Source organism: Mesorhizobium amorphae (assembly GCF_014843845.1).
Classification (GTDB): Bacteria; Pseudomonadota; Alphaproteobacteria; order Rhizobiales; family Rhizobiaceae; genus Mesorhizobium; species Mesorhizobium amorphae_A.
In genome coordinates, this window is record NZ_JHQS01000011.1 from 69,605 (window position 1) to 93,635 (window position 24,031).

20 protein-coding genes are annotated in these 24,031 nt (G+C 63.3%); 14 read left to right on the forward strand and 6 right to left on the reverse strand.

The window, feature by feature from the left end; translation table 11 throughout:
* Positions 1-608: 608 nt before the first annotated feature.
* On the forward strand, positions 609-797 hold the full coding sequence (locus DH08_RS05605) for a DUF1059 domain-containing protein (RefSeq protein WP_192178281.1): 189 nt from the start codon (positions 609-611) through the stop codon (positions 795-797).
* A 585-nt stretch (positions 798-1,382) separates the two neighbouring features.
* Entirely contained in the window at positions 1,383-2,978 is a 1,596-nt protein-coding gene (locus DH08_RS05610) for an ABC transporter substrate-binding protein (RefSeq protein WP_192178282.1), read from the forward strand.
* A 121-nt stretch (positions 2,979-3,099) separates the two neighbouring features.
* Here DH08_RS05610 and DH08_RS05615 read toward each other — a convergent pair whose 3' ends face one another.
* On the reverse strand, positions 3,100-5,277 hold the full coding sequence (locus DH08_RS05615) for an adenylate/guanylate cyclase domain-containing protein (protein ID WP_192178283.1): 2,178 nt from the start codon (positions 5,275-5,277) through the stop codon (positions 3,100-3,102).
* 769 nt (positions 5,278-6,046) lie between these two features.
* Here DH08_RS05615 and DH08_RS05620 point away from each other — a divergent pair.
* Genes DH08_RS05620 through DH08_RS05640 form a run of 5 tightly spaced genes read left to right on the forward strand, consistent with a single transcriptional unit; the run spans position 6,047 to position 11,543 of the window.
* Positions 6,047-7,393, forward strand: a complete 1,347-nt coding sequence (locus DH08_RS05620) for a DegT/DnrJ/EryC1/StrS family aminotransferase (protein WP_246800693.1) — start codon at positions 6,047-6,049, stop codon at positions 7,391-7,393.
* Between the two features lie 23 nt (positions 7,394-7,416).
* Positions 7,417-8,331 (forward strand): phytanoyl-CoA dioxygenase family protein, encoded by a 915-nt coding sequence (locus DH08_RS05625; RefSeq protein WP_192178284.1) that lies wholly within the window; start codon positions 7,417-7,419, stop codon positions 8,329-8,331.
* Positions 8,324-9,391 carry a GNAT family N-acetyltransferase gene (locus DH08_RS05630; protein WP_192178285.1) on the forward strand — a complete coding sequence of 356 codons (1,068 nt, stop codon included), beginning with the start codon at positions 8,324-8,326 and terminating at the stop codon, positions 9,389-9,391. The genes DH08_RS05625 and DH08_RS05630 overlap by 8 nt, the downstream gene beginning before the upstream one ends.
* Before the next feature lie 2 nt (positions 9,392-9,393).
* Positions 9,394-10,698 (forward strand): lipopolysaccharide biosynthesis protein, encoded by a 1,305-nt coding sequence (locus DH08_RS05635; RefSeq protein ID WP_192178286.1) that lies wholly within the window; start codon positions 9,394-9,396, stop codon positions 10,696-10,698.
* A complete protein-coding gene (locus tag DH08_RS05640) occupies positions 10,695-11,543 on the forward strand; it encodes a glycosyltransferase family 2 protein (RefSeq protein ID WP_192178287.1) in 849 nt (282 codons plus the stop codon). Before DH08_RS05635 ends, DH08_RS05640 begins: the two co-directional genes overlap by 4 nt.
* A gap of 151 nt (positions 11,544-11,694) precedes the next feature.
* On the opposite strand, the gene DH08_RS05645 is transcribed toward DH08_RS05640, so the two are convergent.
* Positions 11,695-11,898, reverse strand: a complete 204-nt coding sequence (locus tag DH08_RS05645) for a hypothetical protein (RefSeq protein WP_192178288.1) — start codon at positions 11,896-11,898, stop codon at positions 11,695-11,697.
* A 327-nt stretch (positions 11,899-12,225) separates the two neighbouring features.
* Between DH08_RS05645 and DH08_RS05650 the strand changes: the two genes are divergently transcribed.
* On the forward strand, positions 12,226-12,576 hold the full coding sequence (locus DH08_RS05650) for a hypothetical protein (RefSeq protein ID WP_192178289.1): 351 nt from the start codon (positions 12,226-12,228) through the stop codon (positions 12,574-12,576).
* A gap of 60 nt (positions 12,577-12,636) precedes the next feature.
* Here DH08_RS05650 and DH08_RS05655 read toward each other — a convergent pair whose 3' ends face one another.
* Entirely contained in the window at positions 12,637-14,115 is a 1,479-nt protein-coding gene (locus DH08_RS05655; RefSeq protein WP_246800694.1) for an ROK family protein, read from the reverse strand.
* Positions 14,116-14,323: 208 nt separating this feature from the next.
* Complete coding sequence (locus DH08_RS05660; protein ID WP_192178290.1) at positions 14,324-15,229, reverse strand: tagatose-bisphosphate aldolase; 906 nt, start codon at positions 15,227-15,229, stop codon at positions 14,324-14,326.
* Between the two features lie 173 nt (positions 15,230-15,402).
* Between DH08_RS05660 and DH08_RS05665 the strand changes: the two genes are divergently transcribed.
* From DH08_RS05665 to DH08_RS05680, 4 genes are all read left to right on the forward strand, one after another.
* A complete protein-coding gene (locus DH08_RS05665) occupies positions 15,403-16,308 on the forward strand; it encodes a sugar-binding transcriptional regulator (protein WP_192178291.1) in 906 nt (301 codons plus the stop codon).
* Between the two features lie 399 nt (positions 16,309-16,707).
* Positions 16,708-17,688 (forward strand): ABC transporter substrate-binding protein, encoded by a 981-nt coding sequence (locus tag DH08_RS05670; protein ID WP_192178292.1) that lies wholly within the window; start codon positions 16,708-16,710, stop codon positions 17,686-17,688.
* Positions 17,689-17,778: 90 nt separating this feature from the next.
* Positions 17,779-18,837, forward strand: coding sequence for an ABC transporter permease subunit (locus tag DH08_RS05675; protein WP_192178293.1), 1,059 nt, complete (start codon positions 17,779-17,781; stop codon positions 18,835-18,837).
* Positions 18,830-19,585 carry an ATP-binding cassette domain-containing protein gene (locus DH08_RS05680; RefSeq protein ID WP_192178294.1) on the forward strand — a complete coding sequence of 252 codons (756 nt, stop codon included), beginning with the start codon at positions 18,830-18,832 and terminating at the stop codon, positions 19,583-19,585. The genes DH08_RS05675 and DH08_RS05680 overlap by 8 nt, the downstream gene beginning before the upstream one ends.
* 81 nt (positions 19,586-19,666) lie before the next feature.
* Here DH08_RS05680 and DH08_RS05685 read toward each other — a convergent pair whose 3' ends face one another.
* Complete coding sequence (locus DH08_RS05685) at positions 19,667-20,563, reverse strand: LysR family transcriptional regulator (protein ID WP_192178295.1); 897 nt, start codon at positions 20,561-20,563, stop codon at positions 19,667-19,669.
* A gap of 258 nt (positions 20,564-20,821) precedes the next feature.
* Between DH08_RS05685 and DH08_RS05690 the strand changes: the two genes are divergently transcribed.
* Positions 20,822-21,229 (forward strand): RidA family protein, encoded by a 408-nt coding sequence (locus DH08_RS05690; protein ID WP_192178296.1) that lies wholly within the window; start codon positions 20,822-20,824, stop codon positions 21,227-21,229.
* Between the two features lies 1 nt (position 21,230).
* Here DH08_RS05690 and DH08_RS05695 read toward each other — a convergent pair whose 3' ends face one another.
* Positions 21,231-22,355, reverse strand: coding sequence for a LacI family DNA-binding transcriptional regulator (locus tag DH08_RS05695; protein WP_192178297.1), 1,125 nt, complete (start codon positions 22,353-22,355; stop codon positions 21,231-21,233).
* Between the two features lie 611 nt (positions 22,356-22,966).
* Between DH08_RS05695 and DH08_RS05700 the strand changes: the two genes are divergently transcribed.
* Positions 22,967-23,929, forward strand: coding sequence for a sugar-binding protein (locus tag DH08_RS05700; protein WP_192178298.1), 963 nt, complete (start codon positions 22,967-22,969; stop codon positions 23,927-23,929).
* Positions 23,930-24,031: the final 102 nt, after the last annotated feature.

Here is a 24,031-nt window from a genome sequence, read left to right on the forward strand (position 1 = left end):
TGCAGGTGGGCAGCCAGCGTCATCGTTTCCTCACCTGGCGCGGGTTGCTTGCTCGGCCGCTGCTAACAGGCGGAACTGCCTCTTACCCCCGGATCGCGGGCGCCTTTTCGTGCATCAACAGCCATTTCCGCGGGCCGCGCTCGTTCGGAGAGCCCGGATATGCACCGCTCCAGCACCTCCAACCGAAATTTGTGCCTACGCAATTGTTGGCCGAGTTCGGCGAGCTTCAACATTCCGACAGAGCCAGATGTCTCCGCGATGAGTTCCCGCTCGAGGGCAGCTATGTGTTTTTTCAGTTCGAGGGCCTCGCCGAGCCGCACATCCCTGACCCAAGTTCGAGCGCGCATCGCACCATCTCCAGTCGGAAACCGGCCTGATCATGGCATGCGGCGGTTAAGCCTCGGCAATCCAATTGTCTCGAAATTTAGCAATCGCTAATCTGAAAGATGCGCGCGTCTTCCGTGCTGGAAGAAGGCGCGGGCTCTTGGCTGAGTTCTGTGGGCTGCATCGCGCGCTGGCGGCGATGCGATGGATGACAACCCTACCTATCTGGCCGCTCGGGATTCAAGCCATCGCGTGTTACCCTCCTGTTCGGGAGGATAAACGCCATGGCCTATTCATATCGGTGCAAGGACTATCCCGGCAATGAAGCCTGCCCGGCATCTTTCACAGCCGCGACAGAGGCGGAAGTGATGAAGCATGTCGAGTTGCACGGCGCGCTCGCTCATGGGGAAGACCCGGCGCAGTGGTCAGAGGAAGACCGTCAACAGGTCAAGGAGCTCATTTGCAGTTCGTGAGGCGAGGCCGTGTGAATAGGCCGGTGCAGCACCCTAGCCAAACCCCGACTGCACCGGCCCTGCGAGACTAGTAACCCAGCTCTGAAACGCATCTTATCGCAGATGGGCAATCTCTCATATGAGACTGAGGGCCCAAGGTCGCTGGGCACAAAGACGGGGGTGGCCAGCGCTACCCCTCAGGAAGCGCAACGCCGGTGTAGGACGGCGGCGGCGCGGGGGCGTCGATGGTCCCGGACGCGACGGCCTGCTCCTGCCTAGGTCATCAGCGCCGGCTTGGCTGAGTGTCCGCTTTTGGAGACACCGAAATGCGGTGGGAATGACCGGATTGGGTCAGATCGCGTCGATGCTCCCCAAGGTCCTGAATGTCGGCTTCCGCCCCTTTGGCAGCTAAAAACTGACTGTCCGCTCCCGGCCCCAACTGCGATCATTTGGGAACTGGCGGCGGATAACGGCTGTTTGCCCGCCACACTCGGGCGCGCTATGATCTGCCGCGGGCCGAAACCTTTGGCCCACGAGGGGATACACCTCCTCGTTTCCTCTTGGTCATGCCCGTTCTCCATCTGGATCTGAAGGAGAAACCAGGAAATGACGGAATTCGAATTGAAGCTGCAGTCGGCCGCCAAGCTTGCCGCGAAAGGCAGGGTTTCGCGTCGGGACTTTGTTCAACTGGCGCTCGCCGCCGGCCTTACCGCCACGGCCGCCAATGCGATGTTCGTCCAGGCGGTGCGCGCCGAGCCGAAGAGAGGCGGCACCTTGAAGATCGGCATCAGCGATGGCGCCGCCGTCGATACGATGGACCCGGGTCTCTACCTCAACCCGTTCACCAGCACCGCGCTAGAGGGAACCTTGTCGAACAGCCTGACCGAGATCGATTCCAAGGGCAACGTGGTCCCCGACCTCACCGAGAGCTTTGAGCCTTCGGATGGCGCCAAGAAGTGGGTGTTCAAACTGAGGAAAGGCGCCACCTTTCACAATGGCAGGACGGTTACCGCCGACGATGTCGTGGCCTCGGTCAGGCATCACACCGTCGAGGGCACGAAATCGGTAGCGAAATCGCGCCTGGCTTCGGTCAAGACCGTCGTCGCCGACGGTGCCGAGACGGTCGTCTTTGAGCTCGATGGCGGCAATGCCGACTTCCCCTACATCATCTCGGACATCGTGGTAATGCCGGCGAAAGAGGGCGTCGCCGACTGGGAGTCGGGCATCCGCACCGGCCCCTATATGCTCGAGAAATTCGAGCCCGGCGTCATCGCCACCTTCAACAAGAACCCGAACTACTTCAAATCCGACAAGGGCTGGTTCGACCGTGTCGAATGCCTGGCGATCAATGATGTGACGGCGCGCACCAATGCACTCAACACCGGCGAGGTCCACTACATGGATCGCTGCGATCTGAAGACGCTCGACATTCTGAAGCAGAACCCCGATCTCGTGATCTCGGAGACGACGGGCTACGGCCACTACGTCTATGTCATGAACGTCCAGAAGGCGCCCTTCGACAATCCCGACGTGCGCAATGCGTTGAAGTACTCGCTCAACCGCAACGAGATCGTGCAGAAGGTGTTTCTCGGCCACGGCGCCATCGGCAACGACAATCCGATCGCACCGACCGTCAAGTTCGCGATCGATCCGCAGCCCAAGCACGTCTACGACCCCGACATGGTCAAGAGCCTCCTCAAGAAGGCTGGGGCCGAGAACACCCGGTTCGACCTGTCGGTCGCGGATGCCGGCTTCGCGGGTGCGACCGACTCCGCTCTCCTCTGGCAGGAGCATGCCCGGGCGGCCGGGCTCAACCTGAATTTGATCAGGGAGCCCAATGACGGCTACTGGAACAATGTCTGGCTCACGAAGCCGTTCTTCGCCTCCTACTGGGCCGGCCGGCCGACATGCGACTGGATGTTCACCACCGCCTATGCGGCGGAAGCGGTGTGGAACGAAACGCTCTGGAAAAATCCGCGCTTTAATGAGCTGCTCGTCGCTGCCCGCTCGGAGACCGACGATGCCAGGCGTGCCGGCATGTATGCCGAAATGCAGCAATTGGTGCATGACGACGGCGGGCTCATTAATCTCGTCTTCAACTCCTATGTCGATGCCCACACCAAGGCTCTCGCCCATGGCGAGGTGGCGTCGAACTGGCCGATGGACGGCACGAAGATCGCCGAACGCTGGTGGTTCGGCTAGGCCGTGTACTCATGAATTGGGAAGGCGGACTGGACGCGTTTGATGTCGCCTTGTCCCCCAACAGTGGCTCAGGAGCGGACATCGCAGCAGGTCCAATCCCTGGCGCGCGTCCAGGGGTCCATCAATTGCCTCTGATTTTGGACAGCGCGTCCTTTGCGTAAATGCCAACCAGGGCTTCATTCTGGAGTGCCGCGAGCGCAGGTATCGCAGCTCGTGCCGGAGGCCCGATCTTTCCCAGTGCCTCAATGGCCTCCCGGCGGAGATATTCAACCTTAAGCGCGTCAACCAGAGCCGGAACGGCTTGCAATGCCGCTGGTCCAAACCAGCCCAGTCGCTTCACTGCATATAGCTGAGAAATGGGATCGCCGGTCTCAAGCGCTGTTTCCAGGCTCGTAACGGTGACGGCCAGCGGCAGCGCAGCGATGCGGACACCGTCATTCAGGCGCTCCGGGACGCTTGCGTGTTCATAATCCCATTTGAACGAGAGGGGTAAGGTGTCGGGAAGGTTTTCGAGCCCTTTCTGGTCTAAACCCGGCCGGAACTTCAGGAGCATTTGTCTCGCTTCCTCCCGGCGACCGAGCTGCGCCAGTACGGAACTGAGAGGTAGAAAGAGCGCAGTTGCGTCTGGGTTTCGCCTGACGCCTTCTCCGAACACCTCAGCCGCTTGTTTCAGATCGCCCATTGCAAAAAGCGCCAACCCACGAGCGAGAACGTAGTGGCCTGGATAGTTCGGGTTGAGCCGCATGGCGGCCGCGACGAAATTCAGCGCTTCGGCAGGTTCGCCTGAGATCGTCAGCGCCCAAGCCGTTGCAATGTGCGCCTCGGGGTCGTTGGGATCCAATGCAATCGCTCGACCGGCATTCCTGCGTGCATCTTCGGCCAGGCCTTGATACACGTCCCGCAATGCCTCTACCGTATAAGACAGTGACGTTGGATACTTCTTGGCCAGCTCTACGTAATCGTAAGCTCCCCACCAGAAATATGGTTCGTCCCTGCCGAGTTCCTTGCCCCAGAGTGAGTCAACGACGCGGAAGTAGGCCAGCGCCAGGGCGGCATAAGCTCGCCCATATTCGGGATCAAGTTCGGTCGCTTTTTTCAAGGAAGTGATGGCGGCAGCTGTGTCTTTTGCGTTGTAACGGAGATAAAGGCTCCAACCCTCTTCGAAAGCTTCCTTGGCTGCAATGTTGTCCGGCTTGGCGCGGGCAATTTCCGCTTTTGTGGTGGTGGTGAGATTGACCTTCAACGCTTCGACGATCCTCGCGACAAAAACGTCCTGGACCGCAAAAATATCGGCGACGTTTCCATCGAACCTGTCTGCCCACACATGCCCGCCGGTGAGGGCATCGATGAGCTGGGCGTTGACTCGCACCTGCTCGCCGGCGCGACGGACGCTCCCTTCGAGGACGTAGCGCACGCCAAGTTCTTCGGCGACCTGGCTGATTTTTACCGGCTTGCCGCGGTAAACGAATGTCGAGTTTCGCGCGATCACGAAGAGGCCGGAAACCTTGGAAAGGTCGGTGATCAAGTCATCGGTCATGCCGTCGGCGAAAATTTCCTGACCAGCTTCGGTGGACATGTTGGTGAACGGGAGCACGGCGACTGACGGCTTATCGGGCAGCGGCAACGCCATCTTCGATTGCGAGGCCACGTCACCGGGTCGAACGAGATCGTCACCAAAGCGCTGCCAAAGCACCAGCCCCGCGACGATCAGAATCAATACTGTGGCCGCGACTGCGATCCAGCGCCGCGTTCCGTCAGGTTTGCGACTTCCTGAGATAACCGGGGTGCGCGGGTCCACTCGGTAGAGGCGAACGGGCTTCTCGATGTTCTTGACACGCTGTTCGCCCAAAAACTCGAACCCGTAGTCCAGCTTCCTCTCGACCTGATCAAATGCTGTTCCCGAAATCAACACGCCTCCCGGCGGCGCCAACCCTTCGAGCCTCGCCGCCACATTCACCCCATCTCCGTAGATGTCCGCCCCTTCGATGATGATGTCGCCAAGGTTGATGCCAATGCGGAATTCGAGCTGTTTTTCTTTCGGCAGTTCGGCATTGCACTCTGCCATGGTGCGCTGGATTTCGACGGCGCAGGCGACTGCATCAACAACGCTCGGGAACTCTACCAGCGTACCATCACCCATGAGCTTGACGATTCGCCCATTGTGAGCTGCGATTTTCGGATCGATCAGGTTCTCTCGCGTGCTCTTCAGGCGCGCCAATGTATCGGCTTCATCCGCTTCCATGAGGCGGCTGTAGCCAACGACGTCGGTGGCAAGTATCGCTGCAAGCTTGCGCTGCATGCCAGCTCCAGACGTGGGGCACGCTCGCTGTCATGTTAGGCGAGTTTTGCTCCTGGGCCTAGGGTTGCTCAGCTTCGGGTCAGATCGAGACTTCACGCCTTCCTACAAACGTCCGCTATCGCCATCCCAAATCCCGAGGCTGCCGCTCCGCTATCGGCCCCTGCCCGGACATCCCAGACCGCATACCATTGGCCGCGAAACGCCAGATAGAAGCCCCACGATCGGACCGCGTTGCCGGTTGCTCAGCCCGGACTTCGAAGAGGACCAGCCAAAGGCGCCTTCCTAGGAGACTCCCGTGGCTTGTCGCGCTGCCGGCCTGGCGCGAGGTCGCCGCCGCCCGGCAACGCGCGTGTACGCCAGCTTCGGCAGCCTGTTCCTGAGCGAAGAACAGGAAGAGGCGGCGGGCTCGGTGGCGCGCCTCCCTAATGGACTCGCCGAGCGGAAGCACAGCCACGAGGCATCCGGCAGGGAGAGGTCGCCGCAACGCGCCGCCGTACGGCAGCCGGCAAATCACTTCTGCAGCCGCCAGGCTACTGAGCGTCGCGGCAGAGGTAGTCCGGCTACGCTAAAAGGATGAGTTTAAGGTTAGGGGGAATTGGGACAGACTAGAAACCATAACAAAATGAGGTCCGACGCCTTGCCGCGCGCAAGTAATTGTTGACGCAACCAGAACGCGCCTGAACCCAGGAACTACAGTCGCCAGGAGAACTTTCGGCATTTTGCGGGGACTATCGAAGTTTGTAAACTTCCTTGGGTGGGGGGTTGTTGCATGGCGTCTCACACGATTTCTAATCAGGACATGATCGCGCCTCACGTTCCGGTGGCTCCTGGGCGAAGGTACTCTGCTCGTGTGGATGGTGCGGCGTCTGCCAGGGTCTTTGCGATCCCGGGACGCAACGCAGATGTCGCTCTGCTGGGTGCCAAGCCGGCCTTCGCGGAGATGCTGCTCGTCGGGCGGCCCAACATGCCCGATCGGGCCACCTTCATGGGTCGCATCGACCGAATGTTCGATAGCGGGCGCCTGACAAACCGCGGTCCGATGCTGCTTGAGTTTGAGGAGCGCGTCGCGAGGATTGCCGGCACGCGTCATTGCATTGCCACCTGCAACGCAACGGTCGGCCTTGAGCTGGCCATCAGCGCATTGGGTATGGCGGGAGACGTCATCGTTCCCTCGTACACTTTCGTGGCAACCGTGCACGCCCTATGGCGTCAGGGCCTGCGGCCCGTATTCTGCGATATCAACCCCAAGACCCACTGCCTCGACCCCGACAGCGTCGAGGCTGCCATTACATCGCGTACCACGGGTATCCTGGCCGTGCATATGTGGGGAAACACGTGCGCGACCCACGCGCTGGAGGACATCGCGGAGCGCCACGGCCTGAAACTGCTCTTCGACGCCGCGCACGCCTTCGGCTGCGGCACCAAAAAGCGTGCGGTCGGCGGCTACGGTGACGCGGAGGTCTTCAGCTTCCACGCGACCAAGTGCGTCCATGCCCTTGAAGGCGGCGCGATCGTCACCGACGACAGTGACCTCGCCGGAAGGCTAAGGCTGATGGTGAATTTCGGGTTCTCGGACGAGGACACCGTCAAGCACCTCGGCACCAACGGGAAGATGAGCGAGGCATCGGCCGCCATGGGCCTGACGTCGCTCGAGTCGATGGATGCCATTATCGCGCACAATCGGCGCAACTATGCGGCCTACGCCTCCGGCCTTCAGGCGATCCCCGGGATCAGCCTGATGTCGCGGCGGATGAACCAGCAGCACAACTACCACTACATCGTCACCGAGATCGACGCCGCCACGGCCGGATTGACCCGCGATGAGCTCGTCGCTGCGCTGCGCCTCGAGAACGTTGTCGCCCGCCGTTACTTCTATCCAGGCTGCCATCGCATGCAGCCCTACACTGGCCTTTTTCCGCAGGCGGGTCGAACCCTGCCGGTTACCGAGGAGATCGCCAAGCGCGTCATGGTACTGCCCACCGGAATGCAAGTCAGCGAAGCGGAGGTGGGGCGGCTGACATCCAGGATCGCGGCGATCGTGCGGCAGGCGCCCGCGGTTCGTGCGGCCCTGGCTCAATGCCACGACCCACGCTTGCCGCCGTTTCTGCGCCAATAGTTTGCGGACCGAAGGAGCCGGGAATGACGACCAACGAGATGAACCTGCGCGGTCGCGAACTCGTCGACGAGGCACTGCTGCCGACTGAAGAGGACGTGGCGCGCTACGAAAGAACTGGCTGGCACATAGCGCCCCAAGTGCTGCCGGACGCGCTTCTCGACTCGGCGCGGCTGGCGATCGAGGCACACCACGCCGGTAAACGCGACCGGACCCTGCCGCGCAAGGCGAAGTTCAGCGACTGGCGGCCCGGCGACGGCGACGGCGTCCGCAACAACGAATTCTGCTCGCTTCAGAACGACGGTGTACGGGAGCTCGTGATGCAGCCCGTGCTGGGAGCGATTGCGGCCCGACTGGCGCGAGCCCCGGCGATCAGGCTGTTCGACGACCAGGCGATCTACAAGCCGCCCGCCGCTGGCGCGGTTGGCGCGACGGCCGTCGGCTGGCACACCGACCACTCCTACTGGTCCACCTGCACTTCAATGAGCATGCTGACTGCCTGGATCCCGCTGCACGACGCAGAAGTGACGAACGGCACGCTCTACGTCATCGACGGAAGCCATCTATGGCCGGAGTGTGAACATCTGCGTGGTTTCAACGACCCGGACCTCGACAGTATCGAACAGCGGATGGGCCGGGCGATCCCGAAACACCTAATCACACCCATGCAGCTCAAGAAGGGGCAGGTCAGCTTCCACCACATGCGAGCGCTGCACGCGAGCGCTCCGAACCGGGCGACGCACCCGCGCTTTGCCGTGGCGGTCCATATGCAGGACGCGGCGAACACCTACCAGCGGCTCGCCTCGGCAAATGGCATGCCAATCGTCCTGCCGCACGACCAGCTCTGTCGGCCCGATCGCTCGGGAAGGCCGGACTATTCCGATCCAGAAATATTTCCCGAGATCTGGCCCGGCAAGGCCCGGAACGTGAAGCATGCCTGATCCGACGGTCCTGCTTTCGCCGAGCGACCCGGCATGGGATGAATGGCTGGGCCGCGCACCACACGATTTTTATCACCGTGCGGCCTATCATGCCTTCGCCGAGAGAATGGGAGAGGGGCGCGCGTGGATGGTCGTTCACGGCACCCCTGAGCGGTTCATGGCGTGGCCGTACGTCGCCTCGTTCGAGGATGGCCGGACCGACGCAAACTCGGTCTACGGCTACACCGGTCCGGTCGGGCTGGGACTGGACGACACCGAGTTTCGGGCGAGGGCATGGTCGGAAATCCGCGCTGCCTGGGCGGATCAGGAGCTCGTTACGCTGTTCACGCGGTTTCATCCGCTGCTGCAGAACTGGCGCCACTGCGAGGGCTTCCACGGCGACGAATTGACGCCGGGAGGAGAAGTGTTTCACCTTGGGCGCAGCGTCTCGATCGACCTGACGCATGATCGGGAAACCAGGCGCCGGCTCTACCCGAAGGTGCTGCGGCAGGAGATCAAGGAATCGGAGCGTGCCGGTCTCGTGGTGGAGCGGGACAGCGAATGGTCCACGTATCCGACCTTCGCCGAGCTCTACCGCGCGACGATGCGGAACAACGAGGCCTCGGAGCGCTATTTGTTCTCGGATCGCTACTTCGAGGCGCTGCGCGACGCGCTTGGAAGTCTCGCACATCTGGCCGTCGCGAAAGTCGAGGGCGAAGCGGCAGCGATCCTGCTTCTCACCGTGTGCGGAGACATCGCGGAGGCGCACCTCACGGGCGTGAACGCGAAGTTCCGCGCCCTGTCGCCGCTCAAGGGCCTCCTCGACGGCGTCGCCGATATCGCCCGGTCGCTGGGCGCGACACGACTGCACCTGGGGGCAGGTCGCGGGGGCCACGAGGATTCGCTTTTCGCATTCAAGGCCCGGTTCTCCTCGGTCCGCCACGATTTCAAGGTCGGCCGCTGGATCCTGGACAAGTCCGCCTACCGCGCGCTGCTGTGCGCACATTGCGGGGATGCCGCGCCGGACGTCGGATACTTCCCCGCCTATCGCGCCCCGATCGCGGTCGCCACCGGACACTGATGTTGGCCACCCCGCACTTCGCCGCCGATCAAGACCATGTGGACGGCGGACGTCGCTCCATCCTTGGCAATTTCCGGTCGGTCTTTATCGGGCGTCTGTTCTCATCCCTTTCGATGTGGCTCGCGCTCATGCTGCTGGCGAAGCTGTCCGACCCGATGACCGTCGGCATCTATGCGCTCGCGCAGGCATTGTGCATCCCGATCGGCGAGGTGGCCAAGATGGGGCTGCGCGAAATCCACTCGAGCAGCACAAGTGGGCCTTATCTCTTCGGCAACTATCTCGCGCTGCGGCTGGTGGCCGCCGGCGTCGCTCTGGTGCTCATGGTGGCGAGCGGGATTCTCCAGACCAATTCCGCCGTCGTCATCTGGGTCGTCGTCCTCTATGCGCTGACCCGATGCATGGAGCTGGTTTCCGACATGGTCCACGGCCTCTTCCAGGCGCACGAGCGGATGGACTATATCGGCCGTTCGCTTTGTCTGCTCGGTCCGCTCTCGCTGCTGTTCCTGTCGGCCGGCTACTGGGCCACAGGCTCGCTTGTGGTCGCGGTGTTCGGCCAGTTTCTTGCGCAACTTCTGGTCCTCGCTTTCTACGACGTGCCCATGGGTCGCAGATGCGCAAAACTGCGCAGTTCGGAAGCGGTCGGGCCGCCAATCTGGGACAGGGGCGCCCTTCAGGGGCTCGCCCTGCAAGCGCTTCCGCTCGCCTTCGCCACCGTACTGGTGATGATAGCGGTCTATCTCCCGCGGCTCGTCGTGGAAAGCGCGCTCGGCCTGTCAGCCCTGGGTTTGTTCGCCGCGCTGACCGCACTCTCGATGTCGCCGAACCGGGTGGTCAACTCGATGGGAATAGCGGTCAGCGTTCGGCTCGCGCACTATCATGCGGCGGGTGACCGCGCGCGTTTCGTCGGCCTGCTTGGACGTTTCGCCCTGGGCGTAGCGGCATTCGGAACGTTGGCCGTCGCGATCGCGGCCGCGTTCGGTGACGTGATCCTCGGCTTGGTCTACACAGCCGAGTTCGCGGCCCAGGGGAACCTGTTCGTATGGCTGACCGGCGCCGCGACCCTGCGATGCATCGCCGACGTGCTGAAGTTCGGGATGGTCGCATCGCGCCGCTTTTGGTGGCTCGCGGCTCAGTACGCCGTCGTCGCGCTGGTCGCGGTATTGACCTCCTTCACCCTCATCCCCCGGCTGGCTCTGACCGGTGCTGGCATTGCGATGTGCCTGATTTTCGCTTCGCATCTGATCGTGGTCACGCTTGGCCTGTTGTACAATCTGCCGCGTACGAGGCAGGCGGACGCCGTCGCATGAAACTCTCGGTCTCCGTCGTCACGTTCCAGCAAGTCGATTACATCCGACAGGCCGTCGAAAGTACGCTTCGGCAGGAAACCCGTTTCCCCATCGAGGTCATCGTTGGCGACGACGCCTCGACGGACGGCACGCTGGAGGTGCTCGAGGACATCCACGCCGGCGCGCCGGACCGCGTGAAGCTGCTGCGCGCCAAGTCGAACTACGGCGACTTTGGCCTGTCGAATGTCATGGCAACGATCGACGCGGCTCAGGGCGAGTACGTCGCCTTTCTCGATGGCGATGACTATTGGACGGACCGGTTCAAACTGCAGAGGCAGGTCGAGTTCATGGATGCGCACCCGGAATGCGCGATTTCCGCCCACCGGGTCGAGCATGTCTGCGAAGACGGAACGCGCCAGCTTTCGGTCCGACCTGGTGTGGGCGATGCCGTCTATGACATCGACCGGTTGCTGAACGTCAACTTTACCCCCAAGAGCGCCACAATGGTTCGCAAAGCCGCGCTCGATGCGTTGCCGGGATGGTATCGAACGACGACTGTCGCCTCTGCCGCCTGGCTTTTGAATATCCTGACGGCGCGCGGCGGCAAAGTCGGCTTCATCGACGACGTCATGGCGGCACATCGAATCCATCGCGACAGCGTGACGCTTGTCTACGGTACCAGACGCATGCTCGCCGACAAGCTCGCCGCATTCGAGATGTTACGCCCCTACCTTCCTCAGCAGGAAGAGGCTCTTCTGCGTGCTGAACGCCGGATCCGCCGCAGGCTGCGCATGCTGGACATCAGCCCGCACGGTTATGCCTTTCTTCAGTGGCTCTACAATCACGTCACTGCGCGGCGCGCCTAGTCTAGGCGGTAGAGAGCAATCAGCCCCCGCCAGCCCCGCCAATCCGTCCTCCAAGCCCGCCCCCTAGGCTTTCGCCTCCAGCGCGCTATCTCCCCTTTGCTAGCCTTGTTTTCGCTGGTTGGAGATCGGGAGGTTTTTGATGGATCGGCGATCATTCTTGACGGCAATGTTTGGTGTTGCGGGGGCCGCGGCCCTTGCCAGCACGGTTCGACCACTCAATGCGGTGGCCGGGGTTCCGAATGTCGGGCCCGGCATTCTCGATGAGCTCGACGCGCCGGATACGGAGCCTTTCGACGATGACGGAACGCAGGCGGATGTGGAGCCTGTCTATCATCGCCGCTGGCATCGCCGCCATTATCGCCGCCGCAGGCGTCGCGTCTGGAGACGGTACTGCCGCAGCTATTGGCGCCATGGCTATCGGCGCAGGCGGTGCTATCGCCGACGTGTCTGGGTCTTCTACGGGTTCTAGATCCTTGTCCCATCCCGATTTGATCGGGATGGGACTCTCTCCCAGTGCTGGAGCATGATCTTTTTTTGGGATCATGCTCCAGCAACCGGCTGTGTCGAAACCTCCGGCCGTCGAGCTTGGGCCAGGGCCCCGGAGGGCTGTAGCCTGTCAGTTGGGAACCTTGCGCCGCGGCTCGCCGTTGACCTCAGAAGCCCTTCAGCAAAGGAGACAACAATGGCCGACGACCCGAACGAAACCACGGCACCGAGAATGACGCAGCGCGAAGCTCAGGAAGCCCTGGAAAAGCAGGTCGCGCAGCTGAAGCGCGAGATCAGCAAGATCAACCGGACGCTGGCCGAGCGGGCCGAAGAGGCGGTCGAGGAAGCCAATGGCTGGTATGACAACGCCGCCGATCGCGCTTCCCGCACCGCGCAGGCGCTGCGCAGCAGGGCACAGTCGGTGACGGGTGTCGTCCACGACAATCCGGGCACCGTGTCGTCCGCCTTCATCCTGGGTGGTGTGGCGGGCCTTCTGCTGGGTCTGGCGCTTAGCGCCAGCGAGCCGCGCCGGGAGCGCTGGTTCTAGCGTCTGTCGGTATTCAGGTGATGCCGGCCTGACCTGAATCTCAACAGACCCTCGTGCAGCCTACGACGGAAGCGTCGTGCGCAGCCACGCTGTGATGGCGTCGAAATCGATGGGTTGCGTCGTGTCGACGTCGAAGAGCGGGCCGCGGCGCAGCGGCTCGGCACGTTTGGCCAGCTCGATCAGTTCTGGGATGTAGGCAGCACCCGGATGGCCGGGGAGGCGCTGGTCGAGGCGGACGCGATAGCGTTCGGCCAGGATATCACCCGGCGCATGACACCATATCTCGGCGGTCTTAACGACGCCGGCCCGCTTGAGATGATCCTCGAGCACCTGGCGCGGCTGGAAGCCGAACCAGGCATCGACGACAAAAATGCTGCCGGCCGGTGCCTCGCCGACGAGCGACCAGATGGCCGCGTAGCTGGCGCGGCCGAGCGTGCGGTTGAATTCACGGTCGCCGCCGCCGAGCCCTTCCAGGAACGGGTTCTTGATCGTGTCCAGCGCCAGCAACGGCCAGCCCATGCGCTTGGCAATGCCGCGCGAGACCGTGCTTTTGCCTGAGGCGGGGATCCCGTTGACGAGCACGGCGCGCCGGTTAGGCACGGCAGAGCGGCCACGGCTCGGCAGGGCGGGTGGCTGAGGTAAGGGCGACGCGTGGGGAGCTGTCGTCTCGGCCGCAAGCGCCTGCAGGCCGGCGCCGATGACACCGGCATCGTCGCCGAGCAGGGCCGGCTGCACCGGGGCCTGGTACCAGGGCGCGAGAGCCGGCGCGTTGGCGAGCGCCCTGTGTGCCGCGCCGCCCAGTCCGCCGCCGAGCAGAACCAGGTCCGGGTTGAACATGGCGACCGCCGTGTCGATCGCGGCGCGCAGCGGCCTTGCCCAGGCGTCCAGTATGCCGCGCGCCAGCGCGTCGCCGGCAGCGTCGCGGGCAAAGAGCTGATCGATCGTGATCTCCGGGCCGAGACCGGCGCTGATAATGTGGCGGCCAAGCGCCGTGCCCGAGCTGGTGGTTTCGACGCAGCCGCGCCGGCCGCATTTGCAGATCTCGCCGTTGACGTCGACGGCGATATGGCCGAGTTGCCCGGCCGTCGCCTTGCCGCGCACGATGCGCCTCGCTTCCGCGACCGCGCCGCCGATGCCGGTGCCGATGGTGAACATGACGATGTTGTCGTGGCCGACGGCGCCACCCCGGGCCATTTCGGCTGTCAGCGCCATGTTGCAGTCATTGTCGATGATGACGGGCTTGCCGGTCATGCTTTCCAGCCGCTGCGCCAAGGCGACCGAGGCGAGGTCGACATAGCCGCCCGAGAGCACGGTGCCGCGCCGCGCGTCGACGCGGCCGGGAACGCCGATGCCGATCGCCGCCACTTCCGGCGTATCGAGCTGGTGCACCATGTCGGCGATGCGGCCGAGCACCAGCTCCGGGTCGGGCGCGCTTTTCTCCGAAATGCGCTTGAGGATTTCACCCGTGGCGGAGATGCGGGCGGCCCGCAGATTGGTGCCGCCGATATCGATCCCTATGGCCATCGATTTCTGTCGCATGACGTCTCGTGCTTGTCTGTCGCCGACAGTCCTTTGGGAACCGGAACTCAGTTTCGCTGGAGCTCCAAGATGTGTCGAGATTCAGGTCAGGCCGGGTCGAAAATGGTGGATTCCGAGAACCGGAGCGGAGCGTACTCAAAGTACGTGAGCACCGGAAGCGCAGGAAACCGTCATTCGCAGGCCGGCCTGACCTGAATCTCGACACAGCTTAAGCGGCTTTGCGCCGGTAATTGCCAATCACCGCCTGGATCTCGCGCAATCTCGACACCGCAATGGTCTTCAGCTTCTCGCGCTGGACGTCACGGTCGAGCGAGATGCAGTCCTTCCACAGCGAGCGGCCGGCGATGACGCCCGACGCACCGTTCATCATGGCGATCTCGACCTGGCCGAGGAAGGTCGAATGGTTGACGCCCGCAGACAGCACCGCCCATGGCACGTCGCCGGCCAATTTGGTGATCCTGGCGCAGGCTTCCGGCGTGCCGGGATAAGGAAGCTTGAGCACCTTGGCCCCGCACTGCAGCGAAATGCGCGTGCCCTCTTCGATCAGCGAGGGGATCCTGGCGGTGTAGTCTTCGACGCTTTCGCCCTCGAGCTGATAGGTGAGGAATTCGACGACGAGCAGCAGGTCCTCCTGCGCGAAGTCGGCGATGCACTCTCTGAGGATGGCGATGTTGTGCTCGTTGGCTTCGGGCTTGTCGGCCCTGAGATACACCATGATCTTGCCGCCGGTGCCGCCAAGCTCGCGCACGCGGCGCGCATTGATGCCGGGCACGAGGCGCGACAGGCGGTAGCCGTCGGGCGAGACGTCGAAGCCCGAGGCGTCGAGGCCGATGAGCAGCGCCGTGTCGCGGTTCAGCACGCCTTCGTCGACGACGCGCGGCACCGCGCAGAGCGGATCGAGCAGCACGCAGGAGGCCTCGCTGGCGAGGTAGCGCGTGATGTCGGCCTTGGTGTCGCCCAGCATGTCATTGGTGATCCTGGCCTGCTCTTCGGGATCCGAGGCCAGCAAGGTGCGCATGCCGCCACGCTGGTCGCAGGCAATGGCCATCATCGCCCCGTCCCTGCCGCATATCTGCTGGTAGCCGCGCAGCTCCGCGGTGGTCATCCTGGTCATGGTCTTTTTGTCCGATCCTGGCGCCCTCGGGACGCGATATGGAAGCGAGCCCAAGTTGCGGCTTTGCCAAATTTGGGCGATAACTCCCGTGGTCGGCAGGTCTGTAACACATTGCTGAAAGGAATTGCAAGCTGTCTGTTCCTCCCATCCAGGATGCGACCGCGTCGCGCACGATGCTGCATACGGTCGCCAAGCTGCACTACGAGGCGGAGATGTCGCAGGTCGATATCGCGCGGCGGCTGGGAGTCTCGACCGCCACCATTTCGCGCCTGCTGCAGCGGGCGCGAGCGGAGGGCATCGTGCGCATCGAGGTGCTCGACATCGTCACGCCCGAAGCTGTCACCGCGCAGCTGATCGAGGGGCTGGGGCTGCGCGACGCCGCCGTCGTCGAGACGCCGGCGGCGGGCGTGCTGACGGCGCTGGCAGCACCGCTCGGCGGCCTGCTCAGGCAAGCGGAACTTTCGGCCGGCTCTGTTGTGGCCATCGGCTGGGGGCGCGCCATCCGTGAGGTGATCCGCGCCGGCCTGCCGCGCATTCCCGGCGTGCTCACCGTCGCCGCCACCGGCGGCATGCAGCAGCAGGCGGCGCATTTCCAGATCAACGAGTTCGTGCGGCTCGCCGCCGAGGAGTTCGGCGGCACGCCGCATTTCATCCATGCGCCCTACCTGCCGTCGACCGAATTGCGCGATGTCTTCCTTGGCGATGCGGCGATCAGCGACAGCGTGGCCCTCTGGGACCGGACCGATGTGGCGGTCGTCGGCGTCGGCCTGCCGCATGCCATCAACCCGCCGGAGGCAAGTGCGGCGACGCTGAGCGAGCAGGCGCTGTTCCAGGCGGCCGGAGACGTCCTTCGCCACTATTTCGATGCCGAAGGCACGCTGATCTCGTGGGAAGGGGAAAGCCGGATGATCGCCATGTCGCCGGCCCAGCTGCGCGCCATTCCGCTGGTGATCGGCGTTGCCGCCGGGCCGGAGAAAGCGACGGCCATTGTTGGCGCCGCGCGTGCCAAGCTGATCAATGCTCTCGTCACCGACACCAAGACGGCGCAGGCCATCCTCGAGGTGCTGTTGCCGCGATAGCGCCCGCGAAAATCACCCGTTGTGCCGTAGACGGGTTGGGACGATAGTCGCCCAGGCGGGGCTCTGCGGAGCAGACAGATGGTGTCCGATCTGGAAATCGCGGCGGCTTGGCCCGCCAAAGAGCCGCTTGCAATTTATTTCAGCAAAGTGTTACAACTCTGCGAACCCGGTGCGAATGCGTGCCGGGCGGCGCGGTTTTGTCGACCTTGCGGAGGCAGGGAACGAGACTGCTGACATCACAATGGCCGGTTTCGACTGGCTGGACTGACGACAGGGGCGCTTGGGAGGAAAGCCGCCCGCAACAGCCAGGCAGGTGAAATCCGTTTTCTGGTCACGATCCGAGATCGACGACCATTCCAGTGTCCACTGCATATCTGCCAACACCATGAGGAGGAATTCATGAAGAAGATCGTTGCCGCGCTCGCGGCGCTCGCCATCTCGGCATCGGCGCTGATCGCGCCTGCGTCGGCGCAGGACAAGAAGTACACCATTGCGCTCATTCCCGGCCTGACCACCGACGGTTTCTACATCACCATGCGCAAGGGCGCCCAGGCGGCCGCCGATGCGCTCGGCGTCAACCTGGTCTTCCAGGGCGCGCCGGACTTCAACCCGGTAACGCAGGTTCCCGTGCTTGACGCGGTCATCGCCAAGAAGCCGGACGCGATCCTGATCGCGCCGACCGACAAGGTCCAGCTGGTCGAGCCGCTGCGCAAGGCCAGCGATGCCGGCATCCCGGTGATCACCGTCGACACCTTCATCGGCAGCGGCGTCTACCAGACCAGCGCCGGCGACGCGGATTTCCCGCTGTCCTACATCGCGTCGGACAATATCCTCGGCGGCGAGATCGCCGCGCGGGCACTGGCCACCGCCATCGGCGACAAGGGCAAGGTCTACGTTTCAAACGTGAAACCTGGCATTTCGACCACCGACCAGCGTGAAGAGGGCTTCAAGAAAGAGATGGCGGCCAACCATCCCGGCATCACCGTGCTCGAAACGCAGTTCAACGACAACGACGCCAATAAGGCCGCCTCGCAGCTGCAGGCCGTGTTTGCGCGCAATCCCGATCTCGTCGGCGTGTTCGGCGCCAACCTGTTCTCCGCGCTCGGCGCGGCCAATGGCGTCCAGCAAGCTGGGCAGACCGGCACAGTCAAGGTCGTGGCGTTCGACGCGCCGACCAGCATCGTCGACAACATCAACACGGGCCTGGTCGACGTTGCGATTGCCCAGCATCCCGCCGAGATCGGCTATTTTGGGGTCGTGTCAGCCTATGCCCACCTGACCGGCAATTCGATCCCGGTTGCGATCGGCACCGGCTTCACGATCATGGACAAGTCCAACATCGCCGACCCGAACATCTCGAAGTATCTTTATTCCGAATAAGTCCAGTCAGCCAGGTCTCCTTCCGGCGCGCCGGGAGGGGACCTGCGCCCTGGACCCTGCTTTAGGCGGCGCCGCGGATCGGAACCATTCATGACTTCAACATCCCCAACCCAGGGCGAAACGCATGTCGCTCCTCAGGCGGATCACGGTGATCCGGCCAGGACCTGGATCGCACGTATCGCCGACGGACGCGCCTGGCTGTTCCTCGCCGGCTTGATCATCTGTTTCGAGGTCTGGTCGCGGCTCGCCTTCGGCGCCACCTTCGTGCTCAATCCTTTCAACGTGCAGTCCATCGCGATCTTTGCGGTGGCGCCGCTGCTGCTGGCGACCGGCCAGACCTTCGTCATCATTTCGGGCGGCATCGACCTCTCGCTCGGCTTCATCATGGGCCTTGCGGCCGTCGTCGCGGCCCATGCCACGAACATGGCCGGAGCCGCAATCCCGCTGCCACTGGCCATGCTGGCAGGTATTCTGGCTGCCGTGATCGTTGCCGGCGTGCCGGGTATCATCAATGGCCTTTTGATCTCGCGGCTGAGAATTCCGCCCTTCATCGGCACGCTCGGCATGTTCGGCGTGGCGCGCGGTGCTGCCTATCTCCTTGCCGGCGGCACGACGGTGCCAGTGCAGAATTCATGGTTCGCGCTGCTCGGCAACGGCAAGTTCCACGGCGTGCCCTATCTTGTCATGATCACCGCCGTCTTCGTCGTGGTGATGCATTACATCCTGAGCCAGACCCGGTTCGGCCAGCACAATTACGCCATCGGCGCCAATGTGCAGGCGGCGCGGCGTGCCGGCATCGACATCAAGGATCACATATTGCGCCTCTACGTGCTGTCGGCGATGTGCGCCGGCCTCGGTGGCGCGCTCTATGCGGCGCGTTTCACCGCGGGCGCGGCCCAGGCCGGCGAACCCTTGCTGCTCGACAGCGTCGCGGCCGTCGTGATCGGCGGCGCCAGCCTGTTCGGCGGCTCCGGCACCATCTTCGGCACGGTCGCCGGCGCGCTGGTCATCGCGGTCATTCAGTACGGGCTGGTCTTCGTCAATGTCGAGCCGTTCTGGCAGTTCATCGCCGTCGGCCTCGTCATCATCATTTCCGTCCTTATCGACCAGGCGCAACGCCGGTTCAGTGGAGCCCGCCAGGATGAATAGTCAGGAACAGACCGCCCCGCTGCTGGAAGTCCGCAACCTTTCCAAGCATTTTGGAGCGGTGCGGGCGCTGAACGATTTCTCCATGGTCGTGCGGCCGGGCGAAGTGGTGGCGCTGGCTGGCGACAACGGCGCCGGCAAGACGACGCTGATCAAGGCGATTTCCGGCGTCTTCCAGCCGACCGGCGGCGAAATCCTGCTCAGGGGTCAGCTGGTGAGCTTTTCGACGCCGCAGGAGGCGCGCGAAAAGGGCATCGAGACCATCTACCAGGACCTGGCGCTGGCCGACAATCTGTCGATCGGCGCCAACATCTTCCTTGGCCGCGAGCCGATGCGCAAAGCCTTCGGCTTCCTGCCGGTGCTCGACCGCAAGGCGATGGCGGTCGCCGCCAAGCAGACGATGGGGCGGCTGGATTTCCATGTCAGCCGGCTCGATGCGCCGGTCAGCAATTTTTCCGGCGGCCAACGCCAGGCCGTCGCCATCGGCCGCGCCGTCTATTGGGACGCGCAGATCCTGATCATGGACGAACCGACCGCCGCACTCGGCGTGCCCGAACAGCGCAAGGTGATCTCGCTGATCCACCAGCTCAAGGCGCAGGGACGGGGCGTAATTTTCATCTCGCACAATCTGCAGGACATTTTTGCCGTCTCCGACCGCATCGTCGTGCTCAGGCGCGGCGTCCAGGCCGGCGAGCGCAAGATCTCGGAGACCAACCACGACGAAGTCGTCAAGCTGATGGTCGGCGGGTAGGGCCGCCAATCTCAGAGGGCGGGCCGGCAGCTTTGGACGAGGGTTGTGCCGTTGTATCGCTTTTTCCGCGACATTGGAGCATCAGGCCGCAAGCTCTTCCACTATCAGATCGATGAAGCGCCTGACACGAGGCTCCAGAAGACGCTTGTTGGGATAAATCGTCACGATCTCCACGTCGTCAGCCTCGAGATCGGACAACACCTGCTGCAGGCGGCCCGCTGCCAAATCCTCTGCGACCAGAAAGTCCGGAAGAAACGCAATGCCAAGTCCTGCGATGGCGGCATCCCGGATCGCTTCTCCGCTATCCAGCCTCACGCGGCTACGACCAAGCGCCTTGATCCAGGAACCTCCTTCGCCGCGGAAGCGCCAGCTTTGCCTTTGATTGCGACTACTGAAGATCAGACAGTCGTGTGCCGCAAGACCATCAATGTCCAGCGGCTCGCCGCGCCCGGCGATGTAGGACGGCGAGGCGCAGAGCACTGCCTTGTATTTGGCGACCACTCGGGAGACTAGCCGTGTGTCTGGACTCGTGACTCCGATCCGTACCGCCAGATCGAAGCCTTCCTCGACGAGGTCCGCCACGCGATCGGAGAAGCTCACCTCAACCTGGATGTCAGGCCAGGCCGCGAGGTATTTCCTGAGCAGGGGTAGAACCACGATCCGCCCGAAGGCATCGGGAACGGTGAGCCGAAGAACACCCCGCGGCGTGCCATTGCGCCCAGCCACGCTCGCCTCCGCTTCGTCGACCGACGCGAGAATTTGCAGCCCGCGGTCGTAGAACACGTGACCTTCTTCGGTTAGGCTTAACGTTCTCGTCGTGCGGTTCAGGAGGCGCGTGCCTAGTCTGTCTTCCAGGCGGATGACGGCTTTTCCTGCTGCCGACCTGGACAGACCCATGGCCTGCCCTCCGGCGACAAAACTTCCTGCGTCCACCACAGCCATGAAGATCAGAATATCGTTCAGATTTGCACGCAGCATAATGCAACTCCAGCGGCTCGGGCGAGGCAGTGACTTTATGCTGCCGGGCACGTTTGTAGTACGGCCCGTCGATGTAATCGATCCTCAGGGCAAACGTCCTTTCCCCTAGCTGACTGCCTTAGCGCCGCGCGTTTCGCTTCTGTGTGGACGTCCATTCGTCAATGAACCGGCTATGTAGAACCATGCCTCGGGATGCAGTGGTTGCAGCTTCACGCGGATCACCCGGGGACAACAAAAGCGGCAAGAAGGAGACCAGAGATGACACAATCACTTATGCGCATAAACCCACCTACTTTGCCCGATGCAGGCGCAATGGGCTATTCGCAGATCACAATCGCGGAGCCCGGCAGGATGGCTTTCGTTTCCGGCCAGGTTGCCTGGCGGCCGGGTGGTGAGCCAGCCCCCGAAAGTTTTGCAGAACAGGCCGAACTTGTTGTCAAGAATGCGAGGGCGGCTCTCTCCGCAGCCGGTGCTTCACCACAAGATCTCGTTATGATACGGGCTTATGTGGTCGATCTTACGCCTGAGCGCCTGGAAGTGTTGTGGCCTCAAATGCATGTACTGTTCGATGGTGCTCAGCCGAGCGTTACGGGCATAGGGGTTGCCGCTTTGGCAGCGCCCGGCTTGCAGCTGGAGATCGAAATGATCGTTCGTTTGCCTTCGTGACCTATCTAACGAGTGGCGCCCCCATCACGACGCCTACCGACTCCCGCTCGACCAGCGGGCACTCCAGCTTGGTGATGGGATAGCGCCCGCGGCCCGGGGTTGGGGGCGCTTCCAGCTGCTCGATCGCCCATTGGCCCATCGCCATGTGCGGCAGGATCGATGTCGTCAGCGGCGGGAAGAGGTGGCGGGCGATTTCCTCGTCGTCGTAGCCGACCACGGAAATATCCTGCGGGATGTGCAGGCCGGCCTCCTTCAGCGCCTCGTAGCAGCCGATGGCCGTGCGGTCGTTCTGGCAGAAGATGGCGGTCGGGCGATCTTTCAGCGCCAGCAGCTTGACGGTCGCCGCATAGCCCGCGCTGGCCGACCAGTCGCCCTCGACCACCAGTTCCGGATCGAAGGGAATGTCGGCCGTCGCCAGCGCGCGCCGGTAGCCCTTCAGCCGATCCTGCGCGGCCTGCATCCAGGGCTCGCCGGTGATGGTGGCGATGCGGCGGTGGCCATGGCCGATCAGGTGGCGGGTCGAGCTCTGACCGCCGGCGATCTCGGAAGGCACCACGGCGGGGAAAGCGTAGTCGGCCGTATAGCAGTTGAGCAGGATGACCGGGATGTCGAGGCTATAGAGGAAGTCGGGCGCCGTGATCTCGCGGGTGAAGATGGTCATGTAGATCAGCGCCGAGATGCCGCGCCTGGTGAGCGCCTGGATAGCCCTCGGCTCCATGACGGCGTCGCCCATGGTCTGCGCCACCAGGAGCACATTGCCGGCATTCCACGAGGCCTGACGCGCGCCTTCGATGGCGACCACCGCTTCGGGGCTGGTGGCGAGCTGGTCGACGGCGAAGCCGATGACGCCGTCCAGGCCTTCGAACGGCGTGACGGGCGGACGCAAGGCGGAGAAGGCCGGCGCGGCATAGCCGAGCGTCCGCGCCGCCTCGATGACCCGGTCGCGGGTCTGCTGCGACAGCCGGATGCCCGGCGAATTGTTGAGCACGAAGGACACCGTCGCCTGCGAACAGCCGGCGGCTCTGGCTATGTCGGTCATGGTGACGCGACCCTTGGGACCTCTGGCGGACGGCTTGCGACGCCTGGAGGCCTCCGGGGGATCGCGCAGTTCCGTCGGTTCGCTCATGTCGGCATCGTTTCCCAAAGTCCGGCCCCGTCAGGCCGGCATCGACGGCAAGGCGGTTTCAATCAGGCGCATTAATCGGAGATGCGCGCTTATAACTATTATCATACGCGAAGCGTTCTGTGCCAGTAGCGCCGCATGGCGACGAAAACAACTGGTCGAGATCACAAAACCGGCTATTACCTCAAACTTTTCGCTGCGACAGCAGCCATCGCGGCGGCGCCGTCCTTCCTCTCTGACGTTCCCCGCGGCACCGGCCCCTCCGCCCCGCGGCGCGTGCTTCCCGACACCATTACTAATACTATTTACTAATAGTCGTAAGCGTTCTACTGTCAACTCGTCGTGACCGATCCGGGTTCGGGACCGGTGGCGACGAGACCCGATGTGTGGCGCGCCACCGGTCCGGATTGCCACCGGAAAAGGTCCGCCGCGAACTCACGAAAATGTCAGACAAATCGGACTATTTACGAACGGCAAATGAGTGTCTAGTGTTTCGGTCGCGGCTGGATTGGCGCCGTTCTTTAGTTGTCAGACCTTTGGGCAGACCCTTGAGGAGGAGGGCGTCCGGGCCGCAGCCGAGACATCAGCGATGAGTTTCAAAAGGGAGGTTGAACATGAAATCTGTGATCCGTACTGCATCCATCGCCGCCGCGGCCTTGGCTCTCGGCCTGTCGGCGAGCGCAATCGCGCGGGCCGACGACAAGCCGACGCTGGCCTTCGTCGTCAACGGCGCGTCCGACTTCTGGAAGGCGGCGGAAGCCGGCGTGAAGAAGGCGCAGGGCGAACTGCCCGACTACAATCTCGAGCTGAAATATCCCGAGCAGTCGTCGGTCGCCATCCAGCAGCGGCTGATGGACGATCTGGTGACCGCAGGCGTCAAGGCGATCATGGTGTCGGCCGTCGACCCGAAGACCTCGACCGACGGGCTGAACAAGATCGCCTCTGAAACGGCGCTGTTCACCACCGACAGCGACGCCCCGCAGACCAAGCGTGTCGCCTATATCGGCTCGTCGAACGTCGATGCCGGCAAGCAGGCGGCCGAGATCGCCAAGAAGGCGATGCCGAACGGCGGCAAGTGCCTCGGCTTCGTCGGCCTGCTCGGCGCCGACAATGCCAAGGAGCGCATCCAGGGCATGAAGGACGGGCTCGCCGGCACCAAGATCGAACTGATCGACGTGCGCGGCGACGATATCGACCAGGCCCGTGCCAAGAAGAATGTCGAGGACGCGCTGGTTGCCAGCCCCGACGTGACCTGCATGGTCGGCTTCTACTCCTACAACACGCCGCGCATCTATGAAGCGCTGCGCGATGCCGGCAAGCTCGGCTCGATCACCGTCGTCGGCTTCGACGACGATCCGATCACGCTGGGCGGCGTCAAGGAAGGCACCGTGGCGGCGACCGTCGTGCAGCAGCCCTTCGAATGGGCCTATCAGGGCATGAAGCTGATGGCCGCCTATCTCAAGGGCGACAAGTCGGGCGTTCCGGCCGATGGCCTGATCATCATCCCGACCAAGATCATCGGCAAGGACGATGTCGACGCCTACGCCGCCAATCTGAAGGCGATGTCCGGGAACTAGGACGAGAACAGTTGCGCCGGCTCAAGGGACTGCCTTGAGCCGGCGTTCGTATTGACGGGCCTTCGCGGGCCCGTCAGTCTGTAGCTCACCGGCTGCTGGCAA

Coding starts and splice junctions, on each gene's coding strand:
- DH08_RS05605 (WP_192178281.1), top strand. CDS start 609: ATGGCCTATTCATATCGGTGCAAGGACTATCCCGGCAATGAAGCCTGC.
- DH08_RS05610 (WP_192178282.1), top strand. CDS start 1,383: ATGACGGAATTCGAATTGAAGCTGCAGTCGGCCGCCAAGCTTGCCGCG.
- DH08_RS05615 (WP_192178283.1), bottom strand. CDS start 5,277: ATGCAGCGCAAGCTTGCAGCGATACTTGCCACCGACGTCGTTGGCTAC.
- DH08_RS05620 (WP_246800693.1), top strand. CDS start 6,047: ATGGCGTCTCACACGATTTCTAATCAGGACATGATCGCGCCTCACGTT.
- DH08_RS05625 (WP_192178284.1), top strand. CDS start 7,417: ATGACGACCAACGAGATGAACCTGCGCGGTCGCGAACTCGTCGACGAG.
- DH08_RS05630 (WP_192178285.1), top strand. CDS start 8,324: ATGCCTGATCCGACGGTCCTGCTTTCGCCGAGCGACCCGGCATGGGAT.
- DH08_RS05640 (WP_192178287.1), top strand. CDS start 10,695: ATGAAACTCTCGGTCTCCGTCGTCACGTTCCAGCAAGTCGATTACATC.
- DH08_RS05645 (WP_192178288.1), bottom strand. CDS start 11,898: ATGGCGGCGATGCCAGCGGCGATGATAGACAGGCTCCACATCCGCCTG.
- DH08_RS05650 (WP_192178289.1), top strand. CDS start 12,226: ATGGCCGACGACCCGAACGAAACCACGGCACCGAGAATGACGCAGCGC.
- DH08_RS05655 (WP_246800694.1), bottom strand. CDS start 14,115: ATGCGACAGAAATCGATGGCCATAGGGATCGATATCGGCGGCACCAAT.
- DH08_RS05660 (WP_192178290.1), bottom strand. CDS start 15,229: ATGACCAGGATGACCACCGCGGAGCTGCGCGGCTACCAGCAGATATGC.
- DH08_RS05665 (WP_192178291.1), top strand. CDS start 15,403: ATGCTGCATACGGTCGCCAAGCTGCACTACGAGGCGGAGATGTCGCAG.
- DH08_RS05670 (WP_192178292.1), top strand. CDS start 16,708: ATGAAGAAGATCGTTGCCGCGCTCGCGGCGCTCGCCATCTCGGCATCG.
- DH08_RS05675 (WP_192178293.1), top strand. CDS start 17,779: ATGACTTCAACATCCCCAACCCAGGGCGAAACGCATGTCGCTCCTCAG.
- DH08_RS05680 (WP_192178294.1), top strand. CDS start 18,830: ATGAATAGTCAGGAACAGACCGCCCCGCTGCTGGAAGTCCGCAACCTT.
- DH08_RS05685 (WP_192178295.1), bottom strand. CDS start 20,563: ATGCTGCGTGCAAATCTGAACGATATTCTGATCTTCATGGCTGTGGTG.
- DH08_RS05690 (WP_192178296.1), top strand. CDS start 20,822: ATGACACAATCACTTATGCGCATAAACCCACCTACTTTGCCCGATGCA.
- DH08_RS05695 (WP_192178297.1), bottom strand. CDS start 22,355: ATGAGCGAACCGACGGAACTGCGCGATCCCCCGGAGGCCTCCAGGCGT.
- DH08_RS05700 (WP_192178298.1), top strand. CDS start 22,967: ATGAAATCTGTGATCCGTACTGCATCCATCGCCGCCGCGGCCTTGGCT.